Origin of the sequence: Comamonas squillarum (assembly GCF_025309455.1) — a bacterium.
Lineage (GTDB): Bacteria > Pseudomonadota > Gammaproteobacteria > Burkholderiales > Burkholderiaceae_C > Comamonas > Comamonas squillarum.
The window spans coordinates 2,242,189-2,269,066 of record NZ_CP104377.1 but is presented as its reverse complement, the minus strand read 5'-3'; the positions used below and the strand labels follow the sequence as shown (position 1 = coordinate 2,269,066).

Below are 26,878 nucleotides of genomic sequence, written 5' to 3'. Positions count from 1 at the left end.
CAGGTTGAGTTATGCAGCAACGCACAAATGCAGCACTGTCAACGGAAGAAAAATTGATACTGTAGGCAGTAGCGTACATCGTTGCCCTCAAAGGGTCAATCATTGTTATCTTGTTGAAATATTTGATAAATATCGAGGATGCTATGGCATAGTAACAATACGTACCACCGCAAGGATTTCTAATGAGCCAGTCACTCACTCATCCTGTTCGTAACGCCATCGCTCTAGCTGTTCTATCGCTCTCTTGTACGGCTTACTCTTGGGCCGCCTGCTCTGATGCAGCATCAGGCAATCCTGCTCTAACGGCCTCCGCAGGCAGCACGTGTAGTGCCGGTCTCACAGCCTACACTGGCAACAATGTGGCAGGTGCATATCAGGATGGTTCAGTACTGAATCTACAGGCAGGCACCAGCATCACGACCACCAGCAACTCCGGTACCTACACCTTGAGTTCAGGAGGGATGAATATCGGAGGTATCGGTGCGCAACCGGCTGCTGCCTTGGTTCATGCGCTAGGTAACTTGAATGTCACATCCCGTGGAGCTAATAGTCGAGGCGTATACATCTATGGCGGTGCAAATGCTGCCAGCCAACGATCCAAGTTGCAGGTGGATGGAAATCTCGTAGTGATGCGCTCACTGGGTGCTGGTGGGGCTGTAGTACAGAACGTCGGTGGCGTAATAGATGTCGCAGGCAGCGTGCGAATTGGTGCGGATGCGTCAACCACAACCCCGGCGCCGGTGGATGGAATTCGTAACAGCGGCTCAAGTGGTACCGTTGGAACTAATCTGTTCAACAATGGGCTTACGCTTTATACCTCTGCCACTGGCATTTCGAACAGTGCCGGGTTGGTTCAGGTGCTAGGGTCATCCGCCAGCGTCAATAGCACTGCAGGCACGGCCATCAATATTTCTGCCGGGACTATCGATATGCCAATACCGGCATCAATCGTTAGTGGAGCCGGTACTTCAATCATTGCCAGTGGTGGGCAAGTTGCGCTGGGCAATAGCTCGCTCACATTAGCTAATCCAGCAGCAGGAACGAGCCTTATCACCATTGGTACGCAGCCGGTGACGGTACAGGGTGCCAATGGGATCCAGGCTGTGGCTGCTGCGGGTAACACGGTTGAAGTGTATGGAGGCAGCGTAGTCGCCACTACTGGCGACGCGATCGCAGTGAACTCTACGGCTGCGACCAACAGCATCAACATCCTTGCAGGTCAGCTGACTGCTACCGCAGGCCGAGCGATTTTTGATGGCCCGGGCAATGGCAATACCAGCGTCACTTTGGCCAGTGGTGCGGTTGTCAGCGGCAACATCGTTCTGGGTGACGGCTCCGACAGCCTCACGATCAACGGCACGGATATCAGTCAGATAGCGCTAATTGACGGAGGAGACGATGTCTCCCTTGCGGATGGATACATAGATCGCCTGACCTTGGTAGGTATCAATGGTCCGCAGCCCGGCTCCAAATTTCTTAACTGGGAACGTATCAGTTTGACAGGCAATAGTGACCTATCCTTGACTGGCAGCACATTAGTTACCGGCGGTGGCTCTGTGGCGGGCGAGGCTATGGGCCTTGTGGTGGACGCAGGCAGTAGCTTACGTGTGCAAGAAACGGCCTTTACCGTTAGCGGTGATTTAAGCAATCAAGGCCAGTTGGTTCTGACCAATGGCCAGGCAGGAGAGACCTTGACGGTCACAGGTAACTACACTGGTGGTGGCAGCTTGGCTTTGGACACCGTGCTGGGAGACAGCAGCTCTGCTTCGGATGTTCTGCACGTCTCGGGAGGCACGACGGGTACAACCATTTTGCAGGTTAATAATCTGGGTGGAACGGGCGCGCTTACTACCGGCGATGGCATCCTGGTTGTGCAGGTTGACGGAAGCTCTTCGGGTACGTTTGCCTTGCCCGGTGGGTCACTGATAGCCGGTCAGTTTATCTATTCTCTCCAGAAGATCGGTAACAACTGGTACCTGCAATCCCAGGCTAATACGGGCACGGTACAGGTGTCCAAGACGGTCGTGGGCCCAGAGGGTGCTCCAGCATTTAGTGGCAGCATTCCGTTCACACTCACCTGTGTCTCGCCCGACCTCAGCCAGCAAGGCAGCATCGCCGTCGTGAACAATGCAGGCGCAGCCGATCCGATCACGGTTACTGCTGGCAGCTCCTGCTCGGTAGCAGAGGGTGCGTTGCCTGCTGCGCCAAGTGGTTATGGGTGGGGAGCTGCCACGCTGCCCGCAGCGACTGGGCCTGTGCCATTGGGAGGCAACTTGACTCTGGTCATCACAAACACGCTCGTCAAGCAGAATACCCCGACTGCAACCCCCACACCAGTGCCTTCGCTCAGCCAATGGGCACTTGCACTGCTGTCCTTGGTCGTGGCTGGCTTCACCGCGATGGGCTTGCGCCGCTCCAGAATGCGCTGACCTGTTGAGGGTGGAGACTGCTCGTTGCCCCAGGCGGTACTCGTCAGCTCCACCCCTTCAACTCACCCATCCCTGGTCTAGCCAGGGTAGTAGCTACAGAGACGCAGGCACCGGAGAGCATCTTCGCAGTGCTTGCCCGTCACCAGCCGCCATGGCCCCCCTTGCCCGCTGTTCCAGGTTGGTCCGTCCGTAGCAGGCGAGGTGCTCACCCCGCTCAATCACCACCCTCCTGCACATCACAATTTCCAAGAAATCTGCGTTTCTTCCCGAGACCCTCAAATTGCCTGCTACAATTGCAGCTTCGGCGCTGCGGAGAGGTGGCAGAGTGGTCGAATGTACCTGACTCGAAATCAGGCGTACGTGCAAACGTACCGAGGGTTCGAATCCCTCCCTCTCCGCCAAGTTCCATTGAAAATCAATGGGTTGCAGAAGAAATAAAATTCTGTACCACATAAAATCCCACAAAAAACATCTTTGGATTGTTTGGAGATGGGGTGGAGGTGGTCGAATTTAAGTCTTCTTGAACTGTTGAAATGCAACCGTCATCTGTGCTGATGGAATGCAAAAACTAGCGGCTGTAGCTCAGCTGGATAGAGTACTTGGCTACGAACCAAGGGGTCGTGGGTTCGATTCCTGCCAGCCGCACCAAACGTCAAGCCTCAGAGTAGAAATACTCTGAGGCTTTTTCGTTTTTACCAAGCCACCGATTTTGATTTGGGATCTGGCAACAAGACCACCCTTGCGCATCAGTTCAGAAGAGCTGGGCTTCTCTAAATGGATGAGCTAGTGGATCGATTGGCAGAAGATTACTGCACGATTACTCTGCAGAAGTTAGGGTGGCGGCTTACGACCCCCGCAGCTGTCGTCCACAACTGTGATGCCAACGTCAGCTGCGCAGCGGCTGCAGTCTTTCGTGATCGGAGGATGGATGGCCGCTCAGAAACAGAAACCAGTCATAAACAACAATGTTGAGGTCGCTAGAACTAGTGCGACTGAACCTAAGAATTGCACCATGCACAAGCCTTAAGCTCAACAGACCTATCAGAGGCTGTTTTTGTTGAGGCGTGCCGGCGATCCCCGTTCACTGAAAAAACAGCACCTCCATGTCACGGATCGCGTTGGGTGCTGCACGGACAACGCTGTGCCTTGCATGAAGCCGCGTTGCATGTGCTCATCCAACATGTAGGCGCAGCGCAGCCATGCCGGCAACCGGCGCAGATGGTTTACCTAAGCCTCGATCATGGGTAATGCTGGAATATTTTTATCGCCAATCAGCATCAGTTTCTTGGTCAAGGTTCTTGAGCCTCTTGCAGAATAGTTGGGTGCCACTTATTGCCAATTTGATATAGAAGTAGGCTGCAAATCACCAAAAACACTTTCAGAAATGAGGTACAGTCACTCGATAGCAAATGAAAGGTGCTGCTATGCCGACTCCCCTGAGTTTTTTTCTTTATTCGAGTCGGCTGGCACCTGACTATCCGCCTTCTGGCGTGGGCACCCTTGTCAAGATCGCAAGAGAGCAAAACCCTTCCCGATCTATCACAGGCGTAATGATGTTTGATGGTGAGAGGTTCACTCAGTACATCGAGGGTCCTGCTGAGGCAGTGGCCGCGCTGACTAAAAATCTTTCCAAAGACCAGCGTCACACTGCGTTCCTGCCTCTGAATGCGGGCAATGACCTGCAAGAACGCCGCTACGGCACTTGGTCGATGGGATACAGCGACGTTAGCCTTGATGAGTTGGACATTGATCTGATGGCTACCATTGATGGCGATGCCGCCTTGAGCCTGTTTACTAAGGCTGTGGCCGGCTTGGATCGTCTGTAGTCGACTAAGCTCTTTGTTGACACCAATTTCATTCCAGCACTCCCTCGTCACCATCGACGATTCTTTTTGCGCTCATCATCAAGTAGTTGACGCCATGCAGGATCTGGTCGCTGCGTTCGTCTTGGTTGACCGAGTGGAACAGGCTCATGATCTTGCTCAAGTCAGCATAGGTGCCAGCGACTGGCCCATCACCACTCCCCGCAGGCTTAATTGGTTTGTCAGTGCTTTCGTAATACGTATCCAACAAATCGCGTAGTGCAAACACCTCCTCGGAGTTGGCGTGCTCCGCATGCTGGCTGATAACGGTGCTGGCGCATTCCATGTATGTGTAGCCGGTGCAACTCATCGCGCTGATCTTGGGTGAACTGCTTGTGCTTGGTTTCTACTGCTGGCGCAAGTGTACGCGTTGGACGCGGCATGTCGGTAAAGATGATTTGATGAATAGCACTTCCTTTTATGGCTGCTAAACTCCGGGATGCACGCGACGATCTTGCAGATAAAGCCGCAGCGCTCGAACGCCAGCTTGCAGAAAGGCTCGGCGTGGTCGCAATTCTCAGTGGCGACCTTAAGCGGCGAGACGCAGAACTAGCCGCGCTGTGCGACTAAGTGACCATCTAGCGCCGGCTGAGCGGTGACGACAGCGACCAGGTCTATTTAGGGCGTTAAAAAACCGCCTGGAGGCGGTTGGAAGGGATTTAGATTTCGCGTCTGCGAACGCGCGTTGCCCCCAGCATTGCAACCACTGAGGCCAACATGACCAGTGGCCATTCGCCAAGCGTCGGCACAGCTTGCGGGGGAGTGACGACAGCCTCGTCGTCATTTTTAATAACAACCTGAGCAGGTGTCACACCAATTGTGTAGTCATTGACATTGCTTGCAGCTGCAATGGCGAGAGTTGCTGTCACATCGCCGTCTCCAGGGACAGTGTTAGCCGTGGCAGTGATCGTGCACTGTGCTGATGTCTGTGCTGCAGGTATCGTGATGGATGCGAGACAGTCAGAGGTGTAACGGGGGTTCGCACCAGGCGCTGTGAGGTTCACATTTAATCCAGAGGAACCGGCAGGTGTACTGGATGTAATCGTGCAAACCGACTGTTGGTTCGGCGAATCGAACAACTCGGACGTGGTGCATGCGACATTCACGACCGGAGGGGTGTAGGAGCAGCTCAGATCTGCTACTGCTTCCGTATTGAGTTGACCGATCGCGGTGCTGAATTGCGCTGGCGGCGTTATGCGATTAGTGACTGTGGGGCTGGTGACGCAGGCGGCAATGCCAGCGGTATCGCTAGGCCATTCAAGAACTGCGGTTATTGCACAACCGTCAGTGGGCAGGGTGGCGCCCGACAACGAGATGGTGGTTGAGCCGGCCGCTGAAGCCAATGTTCCGCCGGCGCACGAGTGAGTCGCGCTGACAACGCGCAGTGGAGCGGGAAGAACATCAGTCAAATTTACACCTGGTACGGGCGCACCTAGATCTGGGTTCTTCAAATTTATAGTCAGTGTGGTCTGTCCGCCTGGTTGTATCGAGGTAGACGAGAGTCCTTTCGACACGCTCGGAGCGTCAGCTACGGCCATGAAGCCGAATATCGAGTCCACGCCCGCAAAATTAGTAGCTCTAAAAGTGACTTCCCTAACGTATGGCGGTAGGTCAATGAAGAATCCATTGCTTTGGATGTTTAGATTGGACGGGCCTGGCGTTGTGACTACGAGGCGTTGGTTAGGACTGTCCCACTGCACATTCGCCGTTTCGAAGTACGCTCCCCCTGATGGGGGATTGAAAGTGCGGGGGTAGAGAGCGACATCGCTCAGATCGCATGTGTCGAGCGCCTGTGTTGAGGGATTCAAACATTTGGCGCTGATGAATTGCGTCGATGATGTTCTTTGATCACTTACTCCAATACGATGAGGTACTGCGGAAGAGCTGGGAGTAATCGTGAATGTTGTTCCAGTGGGACTTCCGGGAGCGTTCAGCCCGTAAGACTGGACGGCTGGGAAGTTCAAGCCATTCCCCGCAACCATCGGAGAGATCGACATCGCTCCATCAGCGCTCGTAACCACTGCTGTTGAGGCGGGCGCAGGGATGGTCTGTCCGTTAAATTGAACGAGACGACTGTTCTCCACCGCGTGAGCGGACGCGACAAAGTGAGCACCTGCCCACAGTATAAAAGCCCCACGAAACGCGTGATTGGGCCGTAAAGTCTTGAGCATAGATGTCACCGGAATGTATGAATTTGTAATACTATTACATTCGGTTGCTTATGAATGAAAACAAATGTTAACTGGTTGTAATTGTAATTGTTAATTGTTTACGAGGACTCTTCCACTTGACGCACGCCCTCTTGAACACCGCGAAGAGTGTCTAGGATGTCTTGGCCCCGGGGGTTCTGAACTGGATGATGCACAGGTTCGCAGGGAGGAACCTAATGAGGCGTGCACACGGTCTAGCTTTAGGGACTTCCCATGCTGGGGCAAAAAAAATGCCACCTGAACGGGTGGCAAACGCTAGGAATAAAAAAGGCCGATCCTGGTTCACCAGGCATGCGTGCAATTGTCATGAGGGAGGGAGGAGGGTGCGCACGACATCGGCATGAAATCTATGGATACATCTTAGGCCAATTCTTTTGGTCAATTGGTCGTCGATGTCGTGTTGGCACAACTTTAAACGAGATACACGCACTAGGCGGGCTCTGGGATATATCCCGGAAGAACTCCTCCCCGCAGAGAAGTTAGTTAAATATAGCAAATACATAGATATCTATTATTTGATTGGTGTCAACTAGTTTTACATCGTTGAACAAGGCTCGATCAATGTGAAGTAATCCTGGCTGTGACCAGCGACCGGACGAAAGAAAAGCCACCCGGAGGTGACTTGCTCGTAGAGCCTAGGGCCAGATTTTTCCACTCTTTTTTGTATCTCCGAAAAGACGGGTTTACTTCTTGACGCTGCCCCTTCGCAATTCTGCCAGCATCGGCGCCGGCCGCCTGCTCCGCGGCACCTCGTATTGTTGGCCTAAAAGAACACGCTCTCAATCTCCCTGAGCTTTGCAACGCCTAGACCTCTGATGTTCAACAGTTGCTTCCGCTCAGGCCCAAGCAGCTGCTCAAGCGTCAGGATCCCCCACAGGCCAAGGCTCGCACAACGGCTGGGGATAGGGAGCCATTGAGAGAGGAGCCATTGATATGGCGAATTGGCATGTAGACCCGGGCTGGGGTGAACAACTTGCCCGCCATTGGGACGATTTATGTCACTCAATGATCTTCAACTCGAACCTGCTGAGCATTCCTTTAGAACGCTGTAACACGTTTCCATGTCTCTCAGGGTGTTGCAAGTCGTATTCCACGTCACCCGCGATAGGTCCATAAAAGTAGCAAGGGACGAACGTTTTTTTAATCTGATCGAGCCTATCTTTTTAAGAATACCTTATGAGCAAAAATTCCAGTCCAAATGATCTGTCTCTTATCCTGCCTGAACCTGATTAAAGAGGCTTTGGTGCAACCGCTTCAGTCATCTGTCATCCATACTTTCGCTCATTTCAAGCATGGAAAATGTAAATTTAAGTCAACACAGGTTGGGGCTTTCGACTTTTGATAATTAATAACACTTTATAAATGGTCGGCCTGTGTAAGATCAGATAGTTTTTTAATCTCCTTCGGAGGATTATCCGACTATGAATTTTCTTAAAAATATATGCATTTTTAGAGTGTCGATGTTAGGGATCGCAATTACAGCAGCGTTACCAGCATTCGCAGCACCCCAGGTGTTTGATACACCGGGCGTACATACCTATTCTGTGCCAGCAGGCACAGGTAGTTTGCAGGTCATCATCAAGGGGGCTGCTGGCGGCGCTGGGGGATGGGACGACGCTAAAGGTGGCGATGGCGTGGGTGGCACCGTAGTTACTGCCACCATTGCCGTGAGGGGTGGTGAGACGGTGAACCTTCTCGTCGGTGAAGGCGGGGAGGGGGCACTGGGAACGCCAAAGGCATCTTATGGCGTTGGTGCGGCTGGAGGCGGCGACGGTACACGCCAAGACGCTGGCTCTGTGACGTCCCCTCTACCTGGTTCAGGTGGCCGCGGTGGCAACATGGGCACACTAAATATTAGTCCGGGGGGAGCTGGCGGAGGAGGTGCTTCACAATTAGTAGTCGCCGGAGCAGCCATTACGGCGGGAGGCGGCGGCGGTGGTGGGTCTAATTCGCGTATTCGCGGCACCAGCGGCACTTGGAACGTGCCCGGCTCGCCTGCTGTGAACAATTTGGTATTGAACGCTCAGGATGCACAATGTGCGACGGCAGCTGTAGGCGGCAATGGCGAAGATGGCGGGAATGTTGATGGCGCCGGTGGCAGCGGGGGCGGTGGTAGCTACGCCGGCCATGGTGGCGCAGGCGGCGTGCATGGGGTCGATCGTAGTGTCGATACGAATGGCGCTCCAGGAGTCAGTGGCGATTCCTGTTTTCTTGATGCAGGAAGCTACAAAATAACGGAGGCTAGCACTTCGCTCGGCAATCCTTCGGTTGCCGCCAATGTTAAGGGCGTAGCCAACCCTTCTGGTGAGAACGGCAGTATCAGCATCACCGCAGTACCTGCACCGCCCAACAATGCCCCAAGCGCAGTTCCTGTTCTCAGCGGCGATGCAACAGTGGGTCAGGTGCTGACAGGCAGCTACAGTTACTCTGATAGCGAATCTGACCCGGAGGATGTCTCACCAACAGGTACGCAATATGTTTGGGTGCGCAGCGACACGCCAGGGCTGACGGCTTCGTCTCAGGGCACTTCATTGAAATCTGGGGTTACATCTGGTGTCCCCTCGACCTACACCCTTGTAGCGGCAGACATCAGCCAATACTTGTCTTATTGCGTCACCCCTGCGGCTCAGTCTGGTGTATCCCTTGGAACTGAAGTGTGTTCGGATGCTCTGGGTCCCATTACTGATGCAACCCCTCTGCCTTCTAAGCCAACAAGTGTCCCTTCATTGGGTGAATGGAGTTTGATTGGACTTTCATCGATCGTCGCAATGATTGGGTTGATGCGAACCCGCAGGCGTCAAGGCTAAACACCAGACACTTCAGGGGGAGTTCATTCGCTCAGCCAATAGGTGCTCGCACTGTTGTCGCTCGGTTGGGCTGGTTCGATGTATTGGTTGCACGCCGTACGAGAATGCATTGAAGGCCGTATGGCTCAAATGAAAATGGGGCTCGCGTTTGTATACAAGTAGCATCCGCAGCCCCACCTTTTTGCCTGTTATTTAGAATGGTACCGGCTCTTTGCATACATTTCAGACCAAAACTTAGTCAATGATAACGGCATCTATGGAAAACGCCATCATTTCACAAAGAATGTGCTCATCATTTTCACTATGTAGGATAGGTTGAAATTAATTTTGCACTCCATTAAAGGTTACTTTAAATATATAAATTATACTGTTTTATCTAAATTTATAGATTTTTATGTCATTCGGAATAATTCGACTTGTTTCCTCACCAGGCGTTGAAGCTGTTGTTAAATAGTTGTTTCGATAAAAGAGCCCACATCATCTTTGGCTTAGCAAGGTTACGAAAGAGTGTTCTGGGGCTATTTGCTGCCAGACGGAGCATAGGTCTCTCTGAACTGACCCCAAGAAGTTGGACATTTGAATGTTTGCGGTTAAAGGCCTGAGTTCGGTACTCCACCGGGCTCAGGCATTTTAGTTTCAGCTTTTTCCAGAGAAACTCTCCATCGCAGCGTTGTCTAGGCAGTTATCTTTGAAGGAAATGCTTTGGGTCAAGCCACGCTTGGCCAGCTGCTGGCGGTAGGGCTGCATATGGTACTGCCAGCCCTGGTCCGAGTGCAGTAACGGGGCCTGCTTGTCGCGAGCCTCGCCGGGGGCTTCTTGAGCATATTGCCAATCAGCGGGAAGAACGCGCGCGGCTGCACCTCGTAGGCCGCGATTTCTCTATTGAACAGGTCCAAGACAGGCGAGAGATAAAGCTTCTCGTCTTTTACGTTGAACTCGGTCACCCATTTCTCATTGGGACGTTTGGCCTTGACTGGCGGTTGAGCAGGTTGGGCGTTGTGCTCAGCTCGCCCCGATAGGAGCGGTAGTTTTTTAGGCGTACGAGCGACTTTAGCGGCATATCGTTCATGAGGCGCTGCACGGTTTTGTGCTTGACCTGCTGGCCACAGCGGACCAGCTCCGCCGTAATGCGTCGATAGCCGTAGCGGCCTTGGCACTCATACATGACCTGGATGCTGGCTTTGAGCTGGGCATATTTATCACCCGCCTGCATCGCCTTGGCCTGGTAGTAAAAGGTGCTGCGCGACAGCCCAAATGCCAACAGCAGCCCGCTCAATGAGTGATAAGTCCTTAGCTCGAGGACGGAATGCGCCCTTTGGGCGCAGCTTGCCGGCTGGCTTGAATTAAGGGCCGCGAGTGTGTTTGATAGGCCACCTCCGCACGCAGCGCCTCGTTTTTTGCGCAAAGACTCAACGGTTTGCGAGTCGTTAGTTTGACCCGGTGTGGTGGAAGTAGGTTTGGATGTTGGCATCTGTGGAGGGCGGCCTCTGGGCTTGGGCTGAAGTGCTTGCGCACCGCCCTGATCGTACAGCCGTCGCCACTAAGCAACAACGCCACCTCCACCTCGAAGTCCAAAGATCACAGCAGTCTGCTTATCGGAGAGTTCTTGGTGCTTGGCATGCGCGAGCACGCGCAGCTTCAACTCACACTGTAACGGATGAACTTCTTGCGCAGCCCCTCAATACCATGTCCTTGGTAGCTATTTGTCCACTGACGCAGGAGTGAAGCATGCAAGCCTGCCTGCTCGGCCAAGGCCTTGTTACTTATCTCTCCGCCCAGATACTTCTGGACCATAGCGAGCTTAAAGCTCTCATCGCATTTCGCCATGAAAACCACCCCGAAAGTTGGACTGGTGTCTAACTTTCGGGTGCAGTTAAAGAGTTGGTTGGTGTGGGAAGTTATTTGGGATTGCAGTCTCGTACTACCTGAGTCTAGGATCTCATTGATCTCGCAAATTCGGGTCCATGTAGATCAAGGACATTTGCAGAATCAGTGAGAACGATTGATCCAGCCATTCTCACACTCTTGCAAAGATCCTACAGGCCAATCCAAGCGTGCTCTGCGAACGAGCTGCTCGATGCCAGCTTGCGCAAAGATCTACGCCCCTGGCCAGCTGGCCGAGCTCGCTCCGATGGCGGCTTGCGACCCATAGCTGACACTCATCTCCAATTAGCATGCGTTGGCTTCGGAGCAATTGCCGCAGATCCAGGTAAGCCACTAGAGCTCCCTGCTATTCCAGAAACATGTGCCTCAAAGCCCATCGTTCGAGCTACGAGATGCGAGGTTTGCATTAATCCAAGAAGACACATCCATCACCGGAATGCCGTGGATCTGGTTGAAGGTACCACTCTTGTCCCACGCCATGCCTCGGCCCTGGGCAAAGGCAGCACGGTACTTGCTCATCATGTTTTGTGGATCGCGCGCCAACTCATCCAGTAGGTACTGCACAGTCCATATCGACCTGGTGAAAGAGCGGTTAAGACCTGCTTCTAATTTGTCCGCTACCTCGCCATAAGTAACCGTGTCACCTGCCAGGTACACGATCTCGTTGCGGATACGCGGTTGTGCGAACATCACTTCCGCTGTCAGTGCGCCGATATCATCGGGTGTGGTCAAAGTTACAGCGGTGTCGAGGCTGCCCAGCGCGTGAACTACATCTTTTTGCAAGTCAACCACGCCGAACTCGGGCTCGAACAGATAACTCATGAACATGCCAGTGGAGATAATGACCCACTCCATTTGGTTCTGGCTACGCAGCAGCTCGCGCACGTCGAGCTGAGCGTCAAAAATATCCTGTGGACCACCGCGACCGATCACGTCGAAATCGACCCCGAATTGCCAGGGGAAGTATCGAGGAATGCCAGACTGTAACGCTGCTCGCGCCAGTTTCATCGGTGTGTTGATACCGGCGGCATAGCCCACGCAGCCGATCACTGTGTCGTAGCGCGCGAATACCAAGGCAAGCTCATCGATGGAGCTATTCACAAGATCTCCCAGGACGATTTCGATGCCAAGACTTCGAATTTCCGCGATATCTCGCTGCTTGGCAGGCTCAGAGGATTCCACGGCACTGTTGCGCAGCAGCACGCTGATCTTGGCACCAGCCACGCTCTTTGCGCGGCGCGCGAGGTTGCGGAGCACCGGCATGCCGAGTTCACCGGCACCGAGGACGAGGATGTTTTTAGAATTGGCGTTAGGATCTGCTTGGTTCATCGTGTACCCAAAAAGCTGTTAGTTGGGCCAGTCTAGCCACACACCGCAGACAATGTAAGAAGGCACACGCGTGATACCGGGAGCAAAACCACAGTGAATAGAGACGAAATTCTGCAACACGCGCAAGCCGTTTGCGACGGTCTACGGGACGATGACGATGGAGTACGACGCGAGCTGCTAGCACACGCCGGAAACCGCTGGTCACTTGGCATCCTTCACACGCTGGGCGTGTATGGCAAATTGCGCCACGCGGAGATCGGCAGACGTATGCACGGAGTCACCCAACGCATGCTGACGCTGACACTGCGATTACTGGAACGTGATGGCTTGGTGCTCCGCCATGACTTTCAGGAGGTGCCACCGAGAGTGGAGTACGAGTTGTCGGAAACCGGCATGGAGCTTCTCTTGCGCATGGTGCCGCTGTGGACATGGATCGTCGAAAATGCAGACCACTTTCGAGAAGCTAGGCAAACGTTTGACACCCTTCACGGCGATGCAGATGCATAGAATGCTAGGCTGCTATTCCAATGTCTGCTCCTGGCCGATAGCCGTCATCCTACCTTCGAATTGACCAGGCGCACCAGCAGCCTCACGGACAGGCGACAGGTTGGAAGCAGCCCCTGGCACCCCCTCGGTCTGAGCTTAAAGCGCCCCTAGTTCAAACTTCAGTGAGAAAAATTCAAAACTCACGGAGAACCGACAACAGTGTCGATTCGCACTGAGTTTTGAACTCAGCATCACGCCACAACAAGCACTTGCGCGTAGATGGATCATCAAGTTTTGAACTCGCTGATCACTGAGTTTTGAATTTTCAGGTCCACCGATCACTGAGTTTTGAACTTCGCGATCCCCGCATACGGCAGGGAGCTCAAAACAACTGTCTCACAAGGTCGGTCTCAGTTAAAGCTTGACAGCGCTGCTGTAGACCTAAACAATGCGGCGTAGCAGACTCAATTTGCTTGCACGTCAAAACGCCCCGCCACCGCTCTAACGGTTTCGGGGCGTTGTGCTTTCCCAGCCGGCGAATCAAGCACTTACGCGAAGATAGATCATCAAGCTTTGAACTCGATGATCACTGAGTTTTAAATTTTTTCAGGTTCACGCATCACTGAGTCTCGATCCGGGGATAGCGCCCTCAGTGGAGCCTTAATATATTCATCTGAAAAAACACATAACTAGCCGATGAATTTCATTAAAAATCTTTGAAATTCAAACCCCAAAATTTCTCCGGAAATTTCTTTTGATACTGATGTGATATTTTCACCAAAGGTAAATCGATCTGATGCAGGCACCCCGATAAAATACGGAGTATGCTCATCATCTTTAGTCCATAGAGTGAATGGGGAATACAAAGTGATGAAATTCGCCTCAGATTTAGATCCGGATAAGGCTATTCGGTCAAGCATTCCAAGTTGAATTTCTTGGAGTATTTTGTCACTAGAAGAAATTACATTTTTAGTCAATTCTAGCTGCTGCAATAAAGAACAGCCGATGTCCTCATAGGAGATTAATGGCAAGAAGCTACATACCATCGCGTCTAGAATTGGTCCTGCAGGCCCAACACGCCTAGCCCCAAACATCAGGTGCTGCTTTTTTACCGAAAAGTATCCATCTAGACATGGATCTCGTCGCTCGTAGACTGGGTTATCGTTCATTTTCACTCTACTGTTCATTAAATGAACAATTAAAACTGTGACGCAACACAGTTTTAGCTAAAAGAATTGTCAGCCAACTCTTTTGCGCTCGTCCTGGTCAAAGAGGAAAGGGTGATGATTAAGCCAATTGTGCCTCACGGGTGAACGGCTGCTTCTGGCCGATAGCCGCCATCCTACCTTCGAATTGACCAGGCGCACCAGCAGCCTCACGGGCCGGAGACAGGCTGGAAGCCGCCCCGGCCCCCCTAGGGCTCAGCTCAAAGCGCCCCGAGTTCAAAACTCAGTGAGAAAAATTTAAAACTCGTCTAGGATCTCATTGATCTTGCAAATTCGTGTCCTTGCAGATCAAGGACATTTGCAGAATCATTGAGAACGGTCGATCCAGCCATTCTCACACTCTTGCAAAGATCCTACGCACCTGGCCAGCTGGCCGAGCTCGTTCCGATGGCCGCTTGCGACCCATTGCAGTCCTTGGCCGCAGACAAGAGGGGATGCTCAAGACTGTATGAAAGACGTCGTCCAGTTGTCCAGGCCTTATCTCGCTTTTCTCCCAAATGTAAGTCGAAATGCTGGCTTAACGTCTCAAATGGGCTTGCAGCAATTCGTCTACTTCAGGATCACCAGTTAGCTGAATTTTCTCAGTGAAGGCTCTTAGATATGACTCCCAGTGCTCGGATGGTTCGTCCCACTGCATTTCACTAAGTGTCCACCATCGGTCAAAAACTTTAGTAGAAATCGCATCAGATCCGAGGATTCGAACAGCATCTTCGCTAGCGGTTAAAAAAATGTATTCACGGAGGCGTGCGAGATAAAGTAGCTTGACTAGAGTGGTTAAATACTTTGACCTACACAAAGGAAACCCAACCCCACCCCCGTACCTGCTGGTTAACACGGGCTCCAAGAGAAGTTCAGCATCGCCTTTATCCAAAAGCTTAGGGAACGCATCTAACGCAGCATTGGTGGCCTCAATATTGAAGTAGTAGATCTGTCTCATTTTTCGCTCTCTTACAGTAGAACTTGGCTCAGGTTATAAGATCTTGTTTCTAGTCAATTGTTTTTTGTAGCGAGCGGCTGCTCCTGGCCGATAGCCGTCATCCTACCTTCGAATTGACCAGGCGCACCAGCAGCCTCACGGGCCGGCGACAGGCTGGAAGCAGCCCTGGCACCCTCTAGGTGTGAAGGTTCAATAGGTTGTATCCGGTGTTCATCCGGGTTGGATTTGAGAGACTGGAAGTCGCCAAACACCCAACCCTCTCAGGACAGCCAACCGGATGAACACTCATAAGCATGCCCGACTTAACTTTGCCCGGCGACTGGAGATGGTCAAACAGATGACCTTGCAAGGCCTGAATGCCTCTCAGGCCGGAGCCCTTCAAGGCGTCACCGCGCAGACCGCTCGCAAGTGGCTGGGCCGCTACCTCTGGGGCGGCGAAGCGGCCCTGGCCGATGCTTCCTCCAGGCCCATTTGCTCTCCAAAAGCCATCTGCGAGTCCAAGGCCTTACTCATTGTTGAGCTACGCAAACGCCGCATGTTGCAGTCGCGCATTGCTAGCTACGCAGGCGTCTCGGCGTCCACCGTGAGCCGGGTATTGGCCCGTGCGGGCCTGTCTCGACTCAGCGATCTGCAGCCGACCGAGCCCGTGGTTCGCTATGAGCACGATGCGCCTGGAGACATGCTGCACATCGATACCAAGAAGCTCGGGCGCATCGTTCGGCCCAGCCACCGCGTCACAGGCAATCGGCGCGATTCGGTCGATGGTGCGGGATGGGAGACACTGTTCGTGGCCATTGACGACCACGCACGCATTGCCTTTACAGCTATGCATCCAGACGAGAAAACGCCGCAAGCCGTCGCCTTCCTGCGCAACGCCGTGGCGTACTACGCGGGGCTTGGAGTGAGCATCAAACGCCTGCTGACCGACAACGGAGCGGCATTCCGCTCGAAGGAGTTCGCTGCGGCCTGCAACGCCTTGGGCGTGCAGCACAAGTTCACCAGGCCGTACCGGCCACAGACCAACGGCAAGGCCGAGCGATTCATCCAATCGGCGCTGCGCGAGTGGGCCTATGGTTGGACATACCAGAATTCAGCTGAGCGAACACAAGCCTTACATAGCTGGCAGCATTACTACAACTGGCACAGGCCTCACAGCGGCATTGGTCGAATTACCCCGATGGCCAGGCTCAAATCTGCAAACAACCTTTTGGGAGTTCAGAACTAGGCATTAGGGCCATTCCCGGAACTAGGGGGGTGGCCCTTGTCGTTTTCAGCGTCAGCCACTGTGGCCAGGATTTCTGCAACAACGCCCTGTTCCCCTCAGAAGTAAAGCGCTTTGAGTTGCTGTTCTTCAGCTAACCAAGAGTGGCTGACTGGTATTTTTAAATGTGGATCTGGCTCGCTCTGCCGCCCAATATAAAGGCAATGCAATCAATCCAGCACCGGCCAGCACGACGAAGGCTGGGCCAAAGTGCAACTCCTTGCCAACCACCCAGTTCGCTATGCTGGGGCTGAGCGCTGCACCGACCCCTTGCAGTGTCATCACCCATCCCAGCGCGGTGTTGAAGCGCCCACTGCCTTGGGTGTATTGCTGTACCAGCAGCGGTGTTGCAACGCCCAGTGCTCCAGCTGCCAGGCCGTCGAGGATTTGCACTGGAATGTTGTTCCAAGCGCTGGTAAACGCATAGGCCAGCAGGCCGCGCAGCGGTAGCACCAAGATGGCGGCATAGACAAACCATGAGATATCAAAACGCCGACTGCGTGAGACCCATAGCGCCACGGGCACCATGGTCGCCTGGGCGATCACGATAGCGATCCCGGTCCAGAGCATGGCAGAAGAATCGGCCACGGTCGCGGCCAGCCGTTGATTGAGCAGCGGCAGCATAGCTGCATTGCCCAGGTGAAATAGCGCCAGGGCCAGTGCCAGCAGTATCAGCGGACGATGAGTGCCAAAGCCATGGGGCGCACCTGCTGAAACCGGGATGGCCTCCGCGCCCGCCTGTGCAGGCGTGTCAGACAAGGTATTCATACCGCGCGCAGCGGCATGGTCAATGTCTTTAGCGCGAATGCGCACCACGCTGAGCAGCATGCCCAATGCCATCGCGCCCATGATCGCCAGGATCCACGGCGCTCCCCACCAGTGCGCAACCAGACCTGCGCCAATGGCTGACAGCATATTGCCTGCATGGCTGAAGGCTTCGTTGCGGCCCATCTGCTGCTTGAACCCTTGCGCGTGGGCCAGGCCCAACGTCAGGGCCGCCATGGTCGCTGCCAGCACTGCACCGGCCAGCCCGGTGATGACTTGTGAAGCCACCAGCCAGCGGGCGGAACGCGTGCTAAACGCAAGGGCGCTTGCGAGCAAAATGGCCAACGCAGCGATCACGGTCATCGCTCGCTTGGCCTGGCTACGGTCCACCCAGGCGCCCGCCAAAGGCGCCATCGCCACGGCAGCCAGGCCACCGGCGGTCATCGTGGTGCCGATGAGTTCTTGGCGCAGGCCAATTTGCTGAAGGTAGGTGGCAAGAAACGGCCCTAGGCCGTCTCGCACATCAGCCATGAAGAATGCCAGCCAGCCCAACGCCAGCACAGACGATCGCTGAGTCATAGCAGGCCGTCAAAGAGGGTGGCCGTTGACCTGGCGTGCCTCGATGGCTAGGCCTTTTCCTGTGGCCAAAGGTTGGGCTGGCCCTTCGGCACGGATACGGTCACCGATCTGCAATTGCAAACTGGCCATAGCGCCTGGTTTGGTGTGGACGAAGTCACCGTTGTCAAGCACAACCCCATTGGGCACGCCATGCTTGGCGAAGTTGAAGTGCTGCACCCGACCCTCGGTCTTGGTCGCCTGCTTCGGTGGTGGTGGGGCCTGGCCATCAATGCTGGCCAGGCGCTCGAAGCGGTACACCACGTGCTCGGATTCTCCCTTGGGCGATGGCCGGGCCTTGCGGCCTTCTACCACCAGGTCCTGGTGCTCCTGCAAGCCCAGCAAGGCGGCGACGGCCTCCATGTCGTGGGGATCATTGGTGAATTGGGTGTCGATTCCATCGGTGGTGATCATCAGGCCTTCGATACCGCCGTTGGGGCTGAAAACCAGGTGCTTGAACTGGCCCTCTACAGACCAGACATCGCTGTCGATATCGTCATGTGGATGGTGTGCCATGGCAATGTTCCTGAGGTTGGAAAAATGGGAGTGATCTGCGGTCTGGTTTATGGACGGGGTGGCGCCGTAACGGGGCCGGGCCCGTGCGCAAGCCCAGGCGTTTCACCATCGCGCTGTAAAGGATCTTCCGGTTTGGCAAAGAGCGCTTGCATGGCTTGCGCATTGGGACCGATGGCAGTGGCTTCGATCGACTGCCCATAGTCATTGCGCAATCCCCAACCCCGCACAAACAGAGGCTGGCCTACTTGCAGATAAGCCATGATGTCGGGCGCTTGGTGAGGCGCAAAGCGCACGATGTCGCCTCCATCGAGCACTACGCCATGGGCTTCGCCACGGCGGCTGTAGAGCAGACGTTTGATCTGTCCGCTGGTCTCCATCGCGCTCAGTGCGGCAGCTGCGACCGGGCCTGGACCGGAGTGCTCGCCAAGTTCAGGTGGTGTGTCCACTACGCTGCGGCCGGTGCGCATACCAGTGACCCGGCTGGCGCTGAACAGCGGCAACCCAGGTGCAGGCCAACCACTGACCCGCACCGTCTCCCCGATGGCGGCAGCCTGCAACAGTGCGGCCGACAGGTGCGGCGCAAACACGACCTGGGTCAGCATCTGGCCATCAGCCAACAAGAAGCCATCGACATCGCCGTTGGGGTTCAACAGCCATTGCTGCACAGTGCCTTGGAGGTTGCTTGCCTCTTGCTGTACGGCAGCCGAAGGTGGTGCTGGCCGTGATGGCGGCTGGGCGGTATGGGAGACGGCTGCTGCACTGGCAGACAGCAGGCCGGCGATGAGAAGGGACGTATAGATGGGACGCATGGCAGGTCTCCGAATCGGGATGCCCTGTGTCTTTCAAAAGACGTGCCAACTTGGTCTCATTCAAAATCAATGGCTTGCAACTGCGTATCGGGGCAGTATGGATGCAGGCGAGACAAAAACTGTCCGCTTAGAAGACAGCTGGGTCTCAGCCCAGCCGGAGCAACGCCGCGCTTGCAGCGCAGACCAGCAGAAAGGGGATGCTGATGCGATGAAACTCCCACATGCCGTTGGGCAGGCGGGCCAGTCGCAGCGCAATCAAGTTGGCGAGCGACCCGAGCACACAACCAAATCCGCCCACACTGACCCCTGCGGCCAGTGCAGGCAGATCACGCACCGTGCCATCGAGCAAAATCGTGGCTGGTACATTGCTGATTACCTGTGAGGCGAAGATGGCCGCGAGATAGGCCCGCCAGCCCTCTGCAATCGGCCAATGCTGTAACAGCGCCTGTATGGCGGGTAGTTCTGCCACCTGGTGCAGCACCACAAACATCAGCGCGATTGTGGCCAACAAAGCCCAATCCACACCGCGCAAGACCCGAGGCGCTGCCAGCGCAAAAACACCGAACACCAGACCGAGCCCGGCCCAGGTCCAGTGGCGCTCCAGTGCAAACACAAAGCCCACAAACAGCAGCACGGCCATGGTGAGCAAACGCGGATGCACTTGTGCAGGCGCTGCCTCTGGTTTGAGCGTGATGGCGGTGCGTGGCACAAGCCACCACACGGCCACGAACAGCCAGGCCAGCATGATGGCCACGGTCGGACCCATCATGCCCATGAAGCCGAGAAAGCTCTCGCCAGAACGGTGCCAGAGGTAAAGGTTTTGCGGATTGCCGATAGGGGTGAGCGCAGAGCCAGCGTTTACCGCCAGTGCTTGCAGCACCACGAGGCGAGCCAGTGGTAAATGGGCCTGTGCAGCCAAAACACGGGTGAGCGGAACCAGCAAGAAAAGGCTTACATCATTGGTCACCAGGGCCGACAGCAATGCCGCTGCTGCCGTCAGTAGCATTGCCAAACCGCGCAAGCTCGATACGTGCGTGAGCAACCGTTGGGCGGTGGATTGCAACATGCCGCTGCGCTCGACTGCCTGGGTAATCGCCAACAGGCCCGCCAGTGCGCCGATGGTCTGCCAGTCCACCAGAGCCCATGTGGCCTGCGGGCTGTGTGGCTGCCAGGCGGCAAATCCGATGGCCAGCGCCAATAAAACCCATAACAGGGTATTGCCGCTCGGGGTATCTGGCTGTTCGCCCGAGGAGGGGGTCGAGGTCGTCATGGTGGAGGGCGCGGGAGAGGATGGAGGCATGCTGGAGGGCGGCGTGGATGGTCGTGCCAGCGAACATTCAATTCGCATGCTAGATTGGCTGATTTACAAATCATGCACTTGCATGCCTTGCGGCCATGCGCTGTCCGGAAAACGGACAGCAGGCTGTCCGCTAGAAGAACGCACTAGCCAAGTCCGTACTGGGCCACCTTGCGGTACAACAGCTGCCGGTGAATGCCCAGAGAGCGGGCCGCCTCAGCACGGTTGCCCTGGCTTTGCGCAAGCGCTTGGACAATCATTAAGCGTTCCAGCCGCTCCACCGCCTCGGGCAATGTGCCCGCCAGCCAATCCGCTGCCAGCGCTGGCTCACCGCGCACGGCGGCGCTGGAGCTACCATCTTCCAGACCCAGATCCTTGGCTTCAATCAGGCCGTGGCGCAGCAGCACCTGGCAGCGCTCCATCAGATTGCGCAGCTCCCGCACATTGCCTGGCCATGGGTGGCGCAGCAACGCCTGGGCCGCATCGGCGGACAGGCGCTTGGGCGCTGCGGCGTCCTGCCGGGCTGCAGCACGGCGCAAAAAGAGTTCGGCCAGCGGAATGATATCGGCCAGGCGCTCACGCAGTGCAGGCAGACGCACTGTCAGCACGTTCAGGCGGTAGAGCAGGTCTTCACGAAAGCTGCCTTCCTGCACGGCCTGCACCAAGTCGCGGTGGGTGGCCGCCACCACCCGCACATCGACCTTGATGCTGCGGCTTGCGCCCACGGGTGTCACTTCCTGCTCCTGCAGCACGCGCAGAATCTTGGCCTGCACCCCCAGGCCCATATCCCCAATCTCGTCCAGGAGTAAGACGCCGCCATCGGCCGCACGAAAGCAGCCGGGCCTGTCCAGCGTGGCACCGGTAAAAGCGCCTCGCACATGGCCAAACAGCTCACTCTCGAGCAATTCCTGGGGAATGGCGGCGCAATTGATCGCCACAAACGGGCCTTGCGCACGCGCGGAATGGCGATGCAAAGCCCTGGCCACCATTTCCTTGCCGCTGCCAGTCTCGCCCCACACCAGGGCCGGTGCCGAACTCGCCGCGGCCATGCCTATGCGTTTGTGCACCTCGCGCATCGTCTCGCTGGGCCCCACCAACTCGTCCTGGTTGTCCGGCTCGGTGGCGCTGGCGGGTGGGGCGTTGGAGGTCCCGGCGCTGGTATCGCTGCGCAGTGCGCGCACCAGCACCTCAGCGAGTTCCTGGCGTTTGATGGGCTTGGTCAAATGGTCGAACGCACCCAGCCGCATGGCCTCAATGGTGTTGCTGCTGCTGGCATAGGCGGTGAGCACGATCACCGGGGGCAGCCGCAGCACCTGCGCACGCAGCGCGGTCAGGGTCTGCAAGCCATCCATGCCGGGCATTCGGTGGTCCAGAAAAACTGCAGCGAAACGGTTCTGAGCTACCAGTTTCAGCGCTTGCTGGCCGTCCTCGGCCTGCACTGCCTCGTGGCCCAGACTCTCAACGGTCTCCACCAGGGTTTCACGAAAAACCCTGTCATCGTCTACGATCAGCAGTCTTGCCATGGGATCTCCAGCTCAAAACAGGCGCCGGCGCCGCGCGCCACATAGCGCAATTCTCCGCCATGGGCCAGGGCCACTTCGCGTGCGAGTGCCAGACCCAGACCGGTGCCGTCGGTCCGTCCGGTGGCGAAAGGTTCAAACAACCGGGGCTGTAGGCTGGTGGGCACTCCAGGTCCATCGTCCTCCACAGAAAGCAGCAAGGTATTGGCTGGTGTGCGCTGGGCAGATAGCCGCACCGGGCTGCCCGAGGGGGCATGGCGCAGCGCATTGTCCAGCAGGTTGTCCATGGCTCGGGCCATGTGAATGGGATCGAGGCGCAACGTGGCCGCCGTCCCCTCGTTGCGCAAGGTGAGGGCCACGTTTCGCAAAGCCGCTGCCTGGCTCGCGCTCGCCAGCCGTTCCTCGAGCCAGGCGTTCAACGCCACACAACTGGGCGACAGGCTCAGCGGTTGCACCAGCGCCAACAGGCTTTGCACCAAGCCGTCGAGCCGGTCGATTTGGTTCACGATGGTACGCAGGGCTTGCCCATAGCGCTCCGGCTCAGCCGCCAGCGCGTTTTCGGCTTTGAGGCGCATCGCCGCAATAGGGTTGCGGATTTCATGCGCAATGCTACCTGTCATGCGACCGAGTGCAGCCAGCCGCTGGTCGCGGTTGCGCTGCTGCACCGCCTGCAGCAATTGTTTGCTGGCCAGCGCATAGCGCTCGCGGTGGTGGTTAAAGCTGTCAACAATCCGGTCCAACTCCCGCAGGCCGGTACGGTCCAGTTCAGGGACCTCATCATCCTGAGCGTGAAGGAGTTGCGTCTCCAGCCGAGCCACATGACGCAAACCACGCCGCAGTATCCATCTCAGCCAAGCTGCAGACACCAGCACCAGCGCCAGCAGCATCGCAAAACCGATATACAGACTCCGCTGGGCAGCCAATGCACCGACGTGGGTACGCGTCATGGTCCAGGCAGCCAAATCCTGGTTGCGCCCTCTGAGCGGGCAGGCGGCAACCACCAGCGCCTCACGGCTACCGCGAACCACATCCACCTGTATCTGCTGGGTGCGGGTGGCGCGTTGGGCGATGTCCACAATCAGGGGCTGCTCGGCAGGTGGAACATCGCGTTTGATGCCGCTGCCCTCGTAGCTTGGGTAGGCATAGGCCAACAATCCCTGCTGGCTCTGCCAGATACCACCTTCCACATGGGGTGCCTCCCGCAGCACCAACTGCAGCAGCACCTGAAGCAGATCGAGCTGCGGTGCAAAAGTTGGAGGGGAAAGTGGTGCTGCCGACACTGACTGCGCGTAGCGCGCAGCGATTGCGTTGCACGACTGCTGGGTGGCATTGCGGGCCGTGTCAACCTGCGCGCCGGCGCTGCTGCGGTAAAGCGTAGCCATGACCACACCCAAGGCGATACAGAGCGCTATGAGCAAGGCGCCAAAAAGGCTGAGCTGAGTGCGTAGGGAATTCATGGGAGGGCACAGTGCGCAATTTGATGAATCATCGCACGCGCATTGTCCTGGCATGGGCTCATGGCTCAAATTGGGCATTGGCCGACGCGTCTTAGCTTCTGGCGCAGTGATGCACTCAGCGCGACCGATGCGCTGGCTATGCAGGCTGGGCGAACAATGGTGGCAGTCCATGCGCAAGTTACTTCATTTCTGAACTGGTTGGTGCAGAGGGTTTGTTAATTAAGGACTCCATGGCATCACCGATTTCACTGGATTTCGGAAATCTATAAATTAAGAAATAAAACTGAAGAATTAAGAGATCGGCTGTCATAATCCATGACCATGCACATCTTGCGCACCTCTTCAATGCTCACTCGCCTGGTTCTGGCGTGGTTTGTGTTGACGCTGGGTGTTGCAGTTGCATCCCCGGTGATTCAGCCTCAGTCTATGCAGATGGTGTGCTCTTCCGGTGGAAGCATGAAGCTCATCGTTTTGGACCGAGACGGCAACGAAGTCGTTGCAGGACACCATACCTTGGACTGTCCGATGTGCTTGGCCGCGACACTTCCGCCGCCGCAGGCACACGTTAGCCTGGAAATGCCACAGCCGCTTTCCTACGCGCTACAACCCATTTACGTTGCACACATCGCAGCGATGGTGGGTGCACCGCTACCTCCTCGCGGTCCTCCCTCACTCTCCTGATCCGCCGCTTTTGCGTATTGCCGAAGGCTGCGTGCTTGCGCACTCAGCCGTGCTTGTTCGTGTCTAGCGCAGTCAGCGCTGGGTCATGGCGTTCGGCCATTCGTCATCGCTCAGCCGTCTGATTAACGTAGTCGGCTGGGGCGGCCACGCATGCCATGAGCCCTCGCATCTGCCTGCACCTATCCTGAAAGGGATGTGCGGGTGTATGGATTCGTGTTGACCGCGAACAGAAACGCTATGCCTACCCCCATGCGCTGCCAAGTGCACATGGTCTGTTGGGCGATTGAGAGTTTTTTATGACGCCATCTGAAAGACGCAGCTTTCTGCGTGTCGCTGCTGCCGCATTGGCTGCCTCCCCCTGGTTAGCATCCGCTGCTGAAGACATGTCTAAAGAACACGACATGCATGCCATGCCGGCATCCTGGAAGGGAGCTGAGCAAATCGGCATGCTGATGTATCCCGGCATGACTGCCCTGGATTTTGTCGGCCCTCAACACATGTTGGCAGGCCTGGTAGGTGCCAAGGTGCACCATGTTGCCAAGACCATGTCTGCTGTGGTGAGCGACACCCAACTCGCGTTTATGCCAACGGTCACCTTGGACGAAGCCCCTCGTGATCTGGACATCCTCTTCGTACCGGGCGGAGGCGACGGGACCCTTGCCGCCATGCAAGACCCACACATTCTTGCGTTTCTCGCCGACCGTGGCCGCCGAGCCAAATGGGTTAGCAGCGTGTGCACGGGCTCGCTGCTGCTGGGCGCGGCAGGATTGCTGAAAGGCTACCAAGCCACCACCCATTGGGCAACACATGAGCTACTGACAGTGGTTGGTGCTGCTCCCGTGCAGGCCCGAGTCGTAAGGGATCGCAACCGCATCACCGGTGCAGGCGTCAGCGCAGGCCTGGATTTGGGTCTCAGCATCGTCGGCATGCTGCGTGACCCCGCGTACGCACAGACCATGCAGCTGCTCGCGGAATACGCCCCCGATCCGCCATACAGCGCAGGCACCCCACTCAGTGCTCCACCAGAGGTCACCAAGATGGTCGCGGAGATGTTCAAGGATTTCAATCCGAAGATGCGCGCTGCGCTGGTCTCTCAGGGCTTTTACGACTCGGCGTCCAAAGGACCTCAACAATGACACTGGAGAACACGGAAATGGCGAGCATCAAAATGAGGCCATCGCGCAGAGCACTGCTGACCATGGGCGGATTGGCGCTGATGGGCCTTTCCGGCTGTCAACGAAAAATGGTCTTCAACGGCATCGATGTCAGCGGGGCGCAGCAGGGGCGCGACTTCGAACTCAAAGACCCAGAGGGCAAGACACGCACTTTGGCTGATTTCAAAGGCAAGGCCGTGATGGTGTTTTTCGGCTTCACGCAGTGCCCGGATGTTTGTCCCACGGCCTTGGTGCGGGCCGCAGAGGTCAAGCAACTCCTGGGCAAAGATGGTGAGCGCTTGCAGGTGCTGTTTGTCACCGTCGATCCCGAGCGCGACACCCCAGAGGTCCTCAAAGCCTACACCGCCGCTTTCGATCCCACCTTTATTGGTTTATACGGCGATCTGCAGCGGACGGCAGAAACGGCCAAGGAATTCAAAGTCCATTATGAGAAGGTCCCCACCGGTAGCTCGTACACGATGGACCACACAGCATTGACCTTTGTCTACGACCCGAGCGGCAAGCTGCGCCTGGTGCTGCGCCATCAGCAAAGTGCCCAGGAGTTTGCCCAAGACCTGCGCAAGCTCTTGCTCTGACCATCATCTATCCATCACCCATCCCAACTTCAGGAGAAAACATGACTTCCATCTTCCGCTTTGCTGCTGTGGCTGTAGCTTTCATCGCCACTGCCGCGCATGCACAAATCACCGTCAAGGACGCCTGGGTACGTGCCACCGTTCCGCAACAAAAGGCGACCGGAGCCTTCATGCAGCTGCAATCTGCAAAGGACACCCGACTGGTATCTGCCAGCTCTCCCATCTCTCCAAATGTGGAAGTGCATGAGATGAGCATGCAAGACAACACGATGAAGATGCGACAAGTTCCCGCAGTGGAGCTGCCTGCTGGCAAAACCGTAGAGCTCAAGCCCGGTGGCTATCACGTGATGCTGTTGAATTTGCCTCGCCCCATCAAAGAAGGTGAGACCGTCCCATTGACCCTGACCTTTGAGAGCAAAGCGGGTGAGCGTGAGACGGTTGAGGTGCAAGCGCCTGTACGACCTCTCAACAGCAGCAGCGCTCCTGCGGAGCATGGAAGCCATGGCGACAAAGCTGGCCATGCCCATTAATCGCAGCTGACAAGCAACAGCTAGCATGCGCGCAAAAACCCAACTTGCTCGACTCGACCCGGGGCGCCGCCGTAGCGTTCTGCTGGTCATTTTCGTGCTGGTCTGGGGAGCGCTATGGTCATCCCACGCTCGTTCTTTCCAATCGGAGAAGGGCGGATCATGGATAGAAGTTTGTACAAGTCAGGGACCGCAGCTCGTTCAGCTTGAGGGTGATGCTGCCAGCTCTGAAGAGCATGCAAGCAAACCCACGCAGGCATGTACATATTGCCGACTTCCTGCGTGCCTGTCCTTGCCGCCGCCCGAACCACAGCCCGGGGCGCTTTCCCAGGCAGTGCTACCACATGCGCCACTATGGCTCGGCGAAGCTAGCTTCAACGATGGTGTTTGGCAACCGGGCTTGCCGCGCGCACCGCCGCAATGACTTCAGTTTGAGTGACACCGCAGTGCCTGCAGGCAGGCACTGCCCGTTCTCGCCTTCCCGGGGCATCTTTTTCTGAAATCAAAATG

The 26,878-nt window shown here is 56.1% G+C and carries 22 protein-coding genes, 2 tRNA genes and 2 pseudogenes; 12 read left to right on the top strand and 14 right to left on the bottom strand.

Annotated elements, in window-relative coordinates; genetic code table 11:
* The first annotated feature begins 182 nt into the window (after positions 1-182).
* The 4 genes from N4T19_RS10595 (at position 183) to N4T19_RS10580 (ending at position 4,255) form a co-directional block, all read left to right on the top strand.
* Positions 183-2,429 carry an IPTL-CTERM sorting domain-containing protein gene (locus tag N4T19_RS10595; protein WP_260720179.1) on the top strand — a complete coding sequence of 749 codons (2,247 nt, stop codon included), beginning with the start codon at positions 183-185 and terminating at the stop codon, positions 2,427-2,429.
* A 311-nt stretch (positions 2,430-2,740) separates the two neighbouring features.
* Positions 2,741-2,830 (top strand) — tRNA-Ser (locus tag N4T19_RS10590).
* A 170-nt stretch (positions 2,831-3,000) separates the two neighbouring features.
* Positions 3,001-3,077 (top strand) — tRNA-Arg (locus N4T19_RS10585).
* A gap of 776 nt (positions 3,078-3,853) precedes the next feature.
* Positions 3,854-4,255, top strand: coding sequence for a BLUF domain-containing protein (locus N4T19_RS10580; protein WP_260720178.1), 402 nt, complete (start codon positions 3,854-3,856; stop codon positions 4,253-4,255).
* A gap of 28 nt (positions 4,256-4,283) precedes the next feature.
* On the opposite strand, the gene N4T19_RS10575 is transcribed toward N4T19_RS10580, so the two are convergent.
* The 3 genes and pseudogenes from N4T19_RS10575 to N4T19_RS23385 all read right to left on the bottom strand — a co-directional run.
* Complete coding sequence (locus N4T19_RS10575) at positions 4,284-4,601, bottom strand: hypothetical protein (protein WP_260720177.1); 318 nt, start codon at positions 4,599-4,601, stop codon at positions 4,284-4,286.
* A gap of 349 nt (positions 4,602-4,950) precedes the next feature.
* Positions 4,951-5,160 (bottom strand): IPTL-CTERM sorting domain-containing protein, encoded by a 210-nt coding sequence (locus N4T19_RS10570; RefSeq protein WP_260720176.1) that lies wholly within the window; start codon positions 5,158-5,160, stop codon positions 4,951-4,953.
* Positions 5,161-5,529: 369 nt separating this feature from the next.
* Positions 5,530-5,829: pseudogene (locus N4T19_RS23385) on the bottom strand (DUF7933 domain-containing protein); the annotation flags it as partial.
* A gap of 2,093 nt (positions 5,830-7,922) precedes the next feature.
* Between N4T19_RS23385 and N4T19_RS10565 the strand changes: the two are divergent.
* Entirely contained in the window at positions 7,923-9,308 is a 1,386-nt protein-coding gene (locus N4T19_RS10565; protein ID WP_260720175.1) for an IPTL-CTERM sorting domain-containing protein, read from the top strand.
* A gap of 645 nt (positions 9,309-9,953) precedes the next feature.
* Here N4T19_RS10565 and N4T19_RS23380 read toward each other — a convergent pair.
* From N4T19_RS23380 to N4T19_RS10555, 3 genes and pseudogenes are all read right to left on the bottom strand, one after another.
* A pseudogene (locus N4T19_RS23380) lies at positions 9,954-10,557 on the bottom strand (IS3 family transposase); the annotation flags it as partial.
* Positions 10,558-10,946: 389 nt separating this feature from the next.
* Entirely contained in the window at positions 10,947-11,135 is a 189-nt protein-coding gene (locus tag N4T19_RS23355; protein WP_409935179.1) for a helix-turn-helix domain-containing protein, read from the bottom strand.
* 423 nt (positions 11,136-11,558) lie between these two features.
* The gene (locus tag N4T19_RS10555) at positions 11,559-12,521 is read right to left on the bottom strand and encodes an aromatic alcohol reductase (RefSeq protein WP_260720174.1); all 963 of its coding nucleotides are present in this window, start codon (positions 12,519-12,521) and stop codon (positions 11,559-11,561) included.
* A gap of 93 nt (positions 12,522-12,614) precedes the next feature.
* On the opposite strand from N4T19_RS10555, the gene N4T19_RS10550 reads away from it, so the two are divergent.
* Positions 12,615-13,028 (top strand): winged helix-turn-helix transcriptional regulator, encoded by a 414-nt coding sequence (locus N4T19_RS10550; RefSeq protein ID WP_239810999.1) that lies wholly within the window; start codon positions 12,615-12,617, stop codon positions 13,026-13,028.
* Positions 13,029-13,696: 668 nt separating this feature from the next.
* Here N4T19_RS10550 and N4T19_RS10545 read toward each other — a convergent pair.
* Together N4T19_RS10545 and N4T19_RS10540 are read right to left on the bottom strand one after the other, a co-directional pair.
* On the bottom strand, positions 13,697-14,176 hold the full coding sequence (locus N4T19_RS10545; RefSeq protein WP_260720173.1) for a hypothetical protein: 480 nt from the start codon (positions 14,174-14,176) through the stop codon (positions 13,697-13,699).
* A 574-nt stretch (positions 14,177-14,750) separates the two neighbouring features.
* On the bottom strand, positions 14,751-15,170 hold the full coding sequence (locus N4T19_RS10540; protein ID WP_260720172.1) for a hypothetical protein: 420 nt from the start codon (positions 15,168-15,170) through the stop codon (positions 14,751-14,753).
* Between the two features lie 277 nt (positions 15,171-15,447).
* Here N4T19_RS10540 and N4T19_RS10535 point away from each other — a divergent pair, with 277 nt between their 5' ends.
* Positions 15,448-16,395, top strand: a complete 948-nt coding sequence (locus N4T19_RS10535) for an IS481 family transposase (RefSeq protein WP_260720171.1) — start codon at positions 15,448-15,450, stop codon at positions 16,393-16,395.
* A gap of 126 nt (positions 16,396-16,521) precedes the next feature.
* On the opposite strand, the gene N4T19_RS10530 is transcribed toward N4T19_RS10535, so the two are convergent.
* The 6 genes from N4T19_RS10530 to N4T19_RS10505 form a co-directional block, all read right to left on the bottom strand.
* Positions 16,522-17,775: an MFS transporter gene (locus tag N4T19_RS10530; protein WP_260720170.1), complete on the bottom strand. Its 1,254-nt coding sequence runs from the start codon at positions 17,773-17,775 to the stop codon at positions 16,522-16,524.
* A 9-nt stretch (positions 17,776-17,784) separates the two neighbouring features.
* Entirely contained in the window at positions 17,785-18,327 is a 543-nt protein-coding gene (locus N4T19_RS10525; protein WP_260720169.1) for a hypothetical protein, read from the bottom strand.
* A gap of 47 nt (positions 18,328-18,374) precedes the next feature.
* Positions 18,375-19,136: a hypothetical protein gene (locus N4T19_RS10520; RefSeq protein WP_260720168.1), complete on the bottom strand. Its 762-nt coding sequence runs from the start codon at positions 19,134-19,136 to the stop codon at positions 18,375-18,377.
* 145 nt (positions 19,137-19,281) lie between these two features.
* On the bottom strand, positions 19,282-20,406 hold the full coding sequence (locus N4T19_RS10515; protein ID WP_260720167.1) for an SLC13 family permease: 1,125 nt from the start codon (positions 20,404-20,406) through the stop codon (positions 19,282-19,284).
* Positions 20,407-20,579: 173 nt separating this feature from the next.
* Positions 20,580-21,956 carry a sigma-54-dependent transcriptional regulator gene (locus N4T19_RS10510; RefSeq protein ID WP_260720166.1) on the bottom strand — a complete coding sequence of 459 codons (1,377 nt, stop codon included), beginning with the start codon at positions 21,954-21,956 and terminating at the stop codon, positions 20,580-20,582.
* The gene (locus N4T19_RS10505; protein WP_260720165.1) at positions 21,941-23,488 is read right to left on the bottom strand and encodes a sensor histidine kinase; all 1,548 of its coding nucleotides are present in this window, start codon (positions 23,486-23,488) and stop codon (positions 21,941-21,943) included. The genes N4T19_RS10510 and N4T19_RS10505 overlap by 16 nt, the downstream gene beginning before the upstream one ends.
* A gap of 243 nt (positions 23,489-23,731) precedes the next feature.
* On the opposite strand from N4T19_RS10505, the gene N4T19_RS10500 reads away from it, so the two are divergent.
* From N4T19_RS10500 to N4T19_RS23350, 5 genes are all read left to right on the top strand, one after another.
* Positions 23,732-24,091 carry a DUF2946 family protein gene (locus N4T19_RS10500; protein ID WP_260720164.1) on the top strand — a complete coding sequence of 120 codons (360 nt, stop codon included), beginning with the start codon at positions 23,732-23,734 and terminating at the stop codon, positions 24,089-24,091.
* A 296-nt stretch (positions 24,092-24,387) separates the two neighbouring features.
* Entirely contained in the window at positions 24,388-25,227 is an 840-nt protein-coding gene (locus N4T19_RS10495; protein WP_260720163.1) for a DJ-1/PfpI family protein, read from the top strand.
* On the top strand, positions 25,224-25,841 hold the full coding sequence (locus N4T19_RS10490) for an SCO family protein (protein ID WP_409935178.1): 618 nt from the start codon (positions 25,224-25,226) through the stop codon (positions 25,839-25,841). The genes N4T19_RS10495 and N4T19_RS10490 overlap by 4 nt, the downstream gene beginning before the upstream one ends.
* 41 nt (positions 25,842-25,882) lie before the next feature.
* Positions 25,883-26,371, top strand: a complete 489-nt coding sequence (locus N4T19_RS10485; RefSeq protein WP_260720162.1) for a copper chaperone PCu(A)C — start codon at positions 25,883-25,885, stop codon at positions 26,369-26,371.
* A 25-nt stretch (positions 26,372-26,396) separates the two neighbouring features.
* A complete protein-coding gene (locus N4T19_RS23350; protein WP_409935177.1) occupies positions 26,397-26,792 on the top strand; it encodes a DUF2946 family protein in 396 nt (131 codons plus the stop codon).
* The last annotated feature ends 86 nt before the right edge of the window (positions 26,793-26,878 follow it).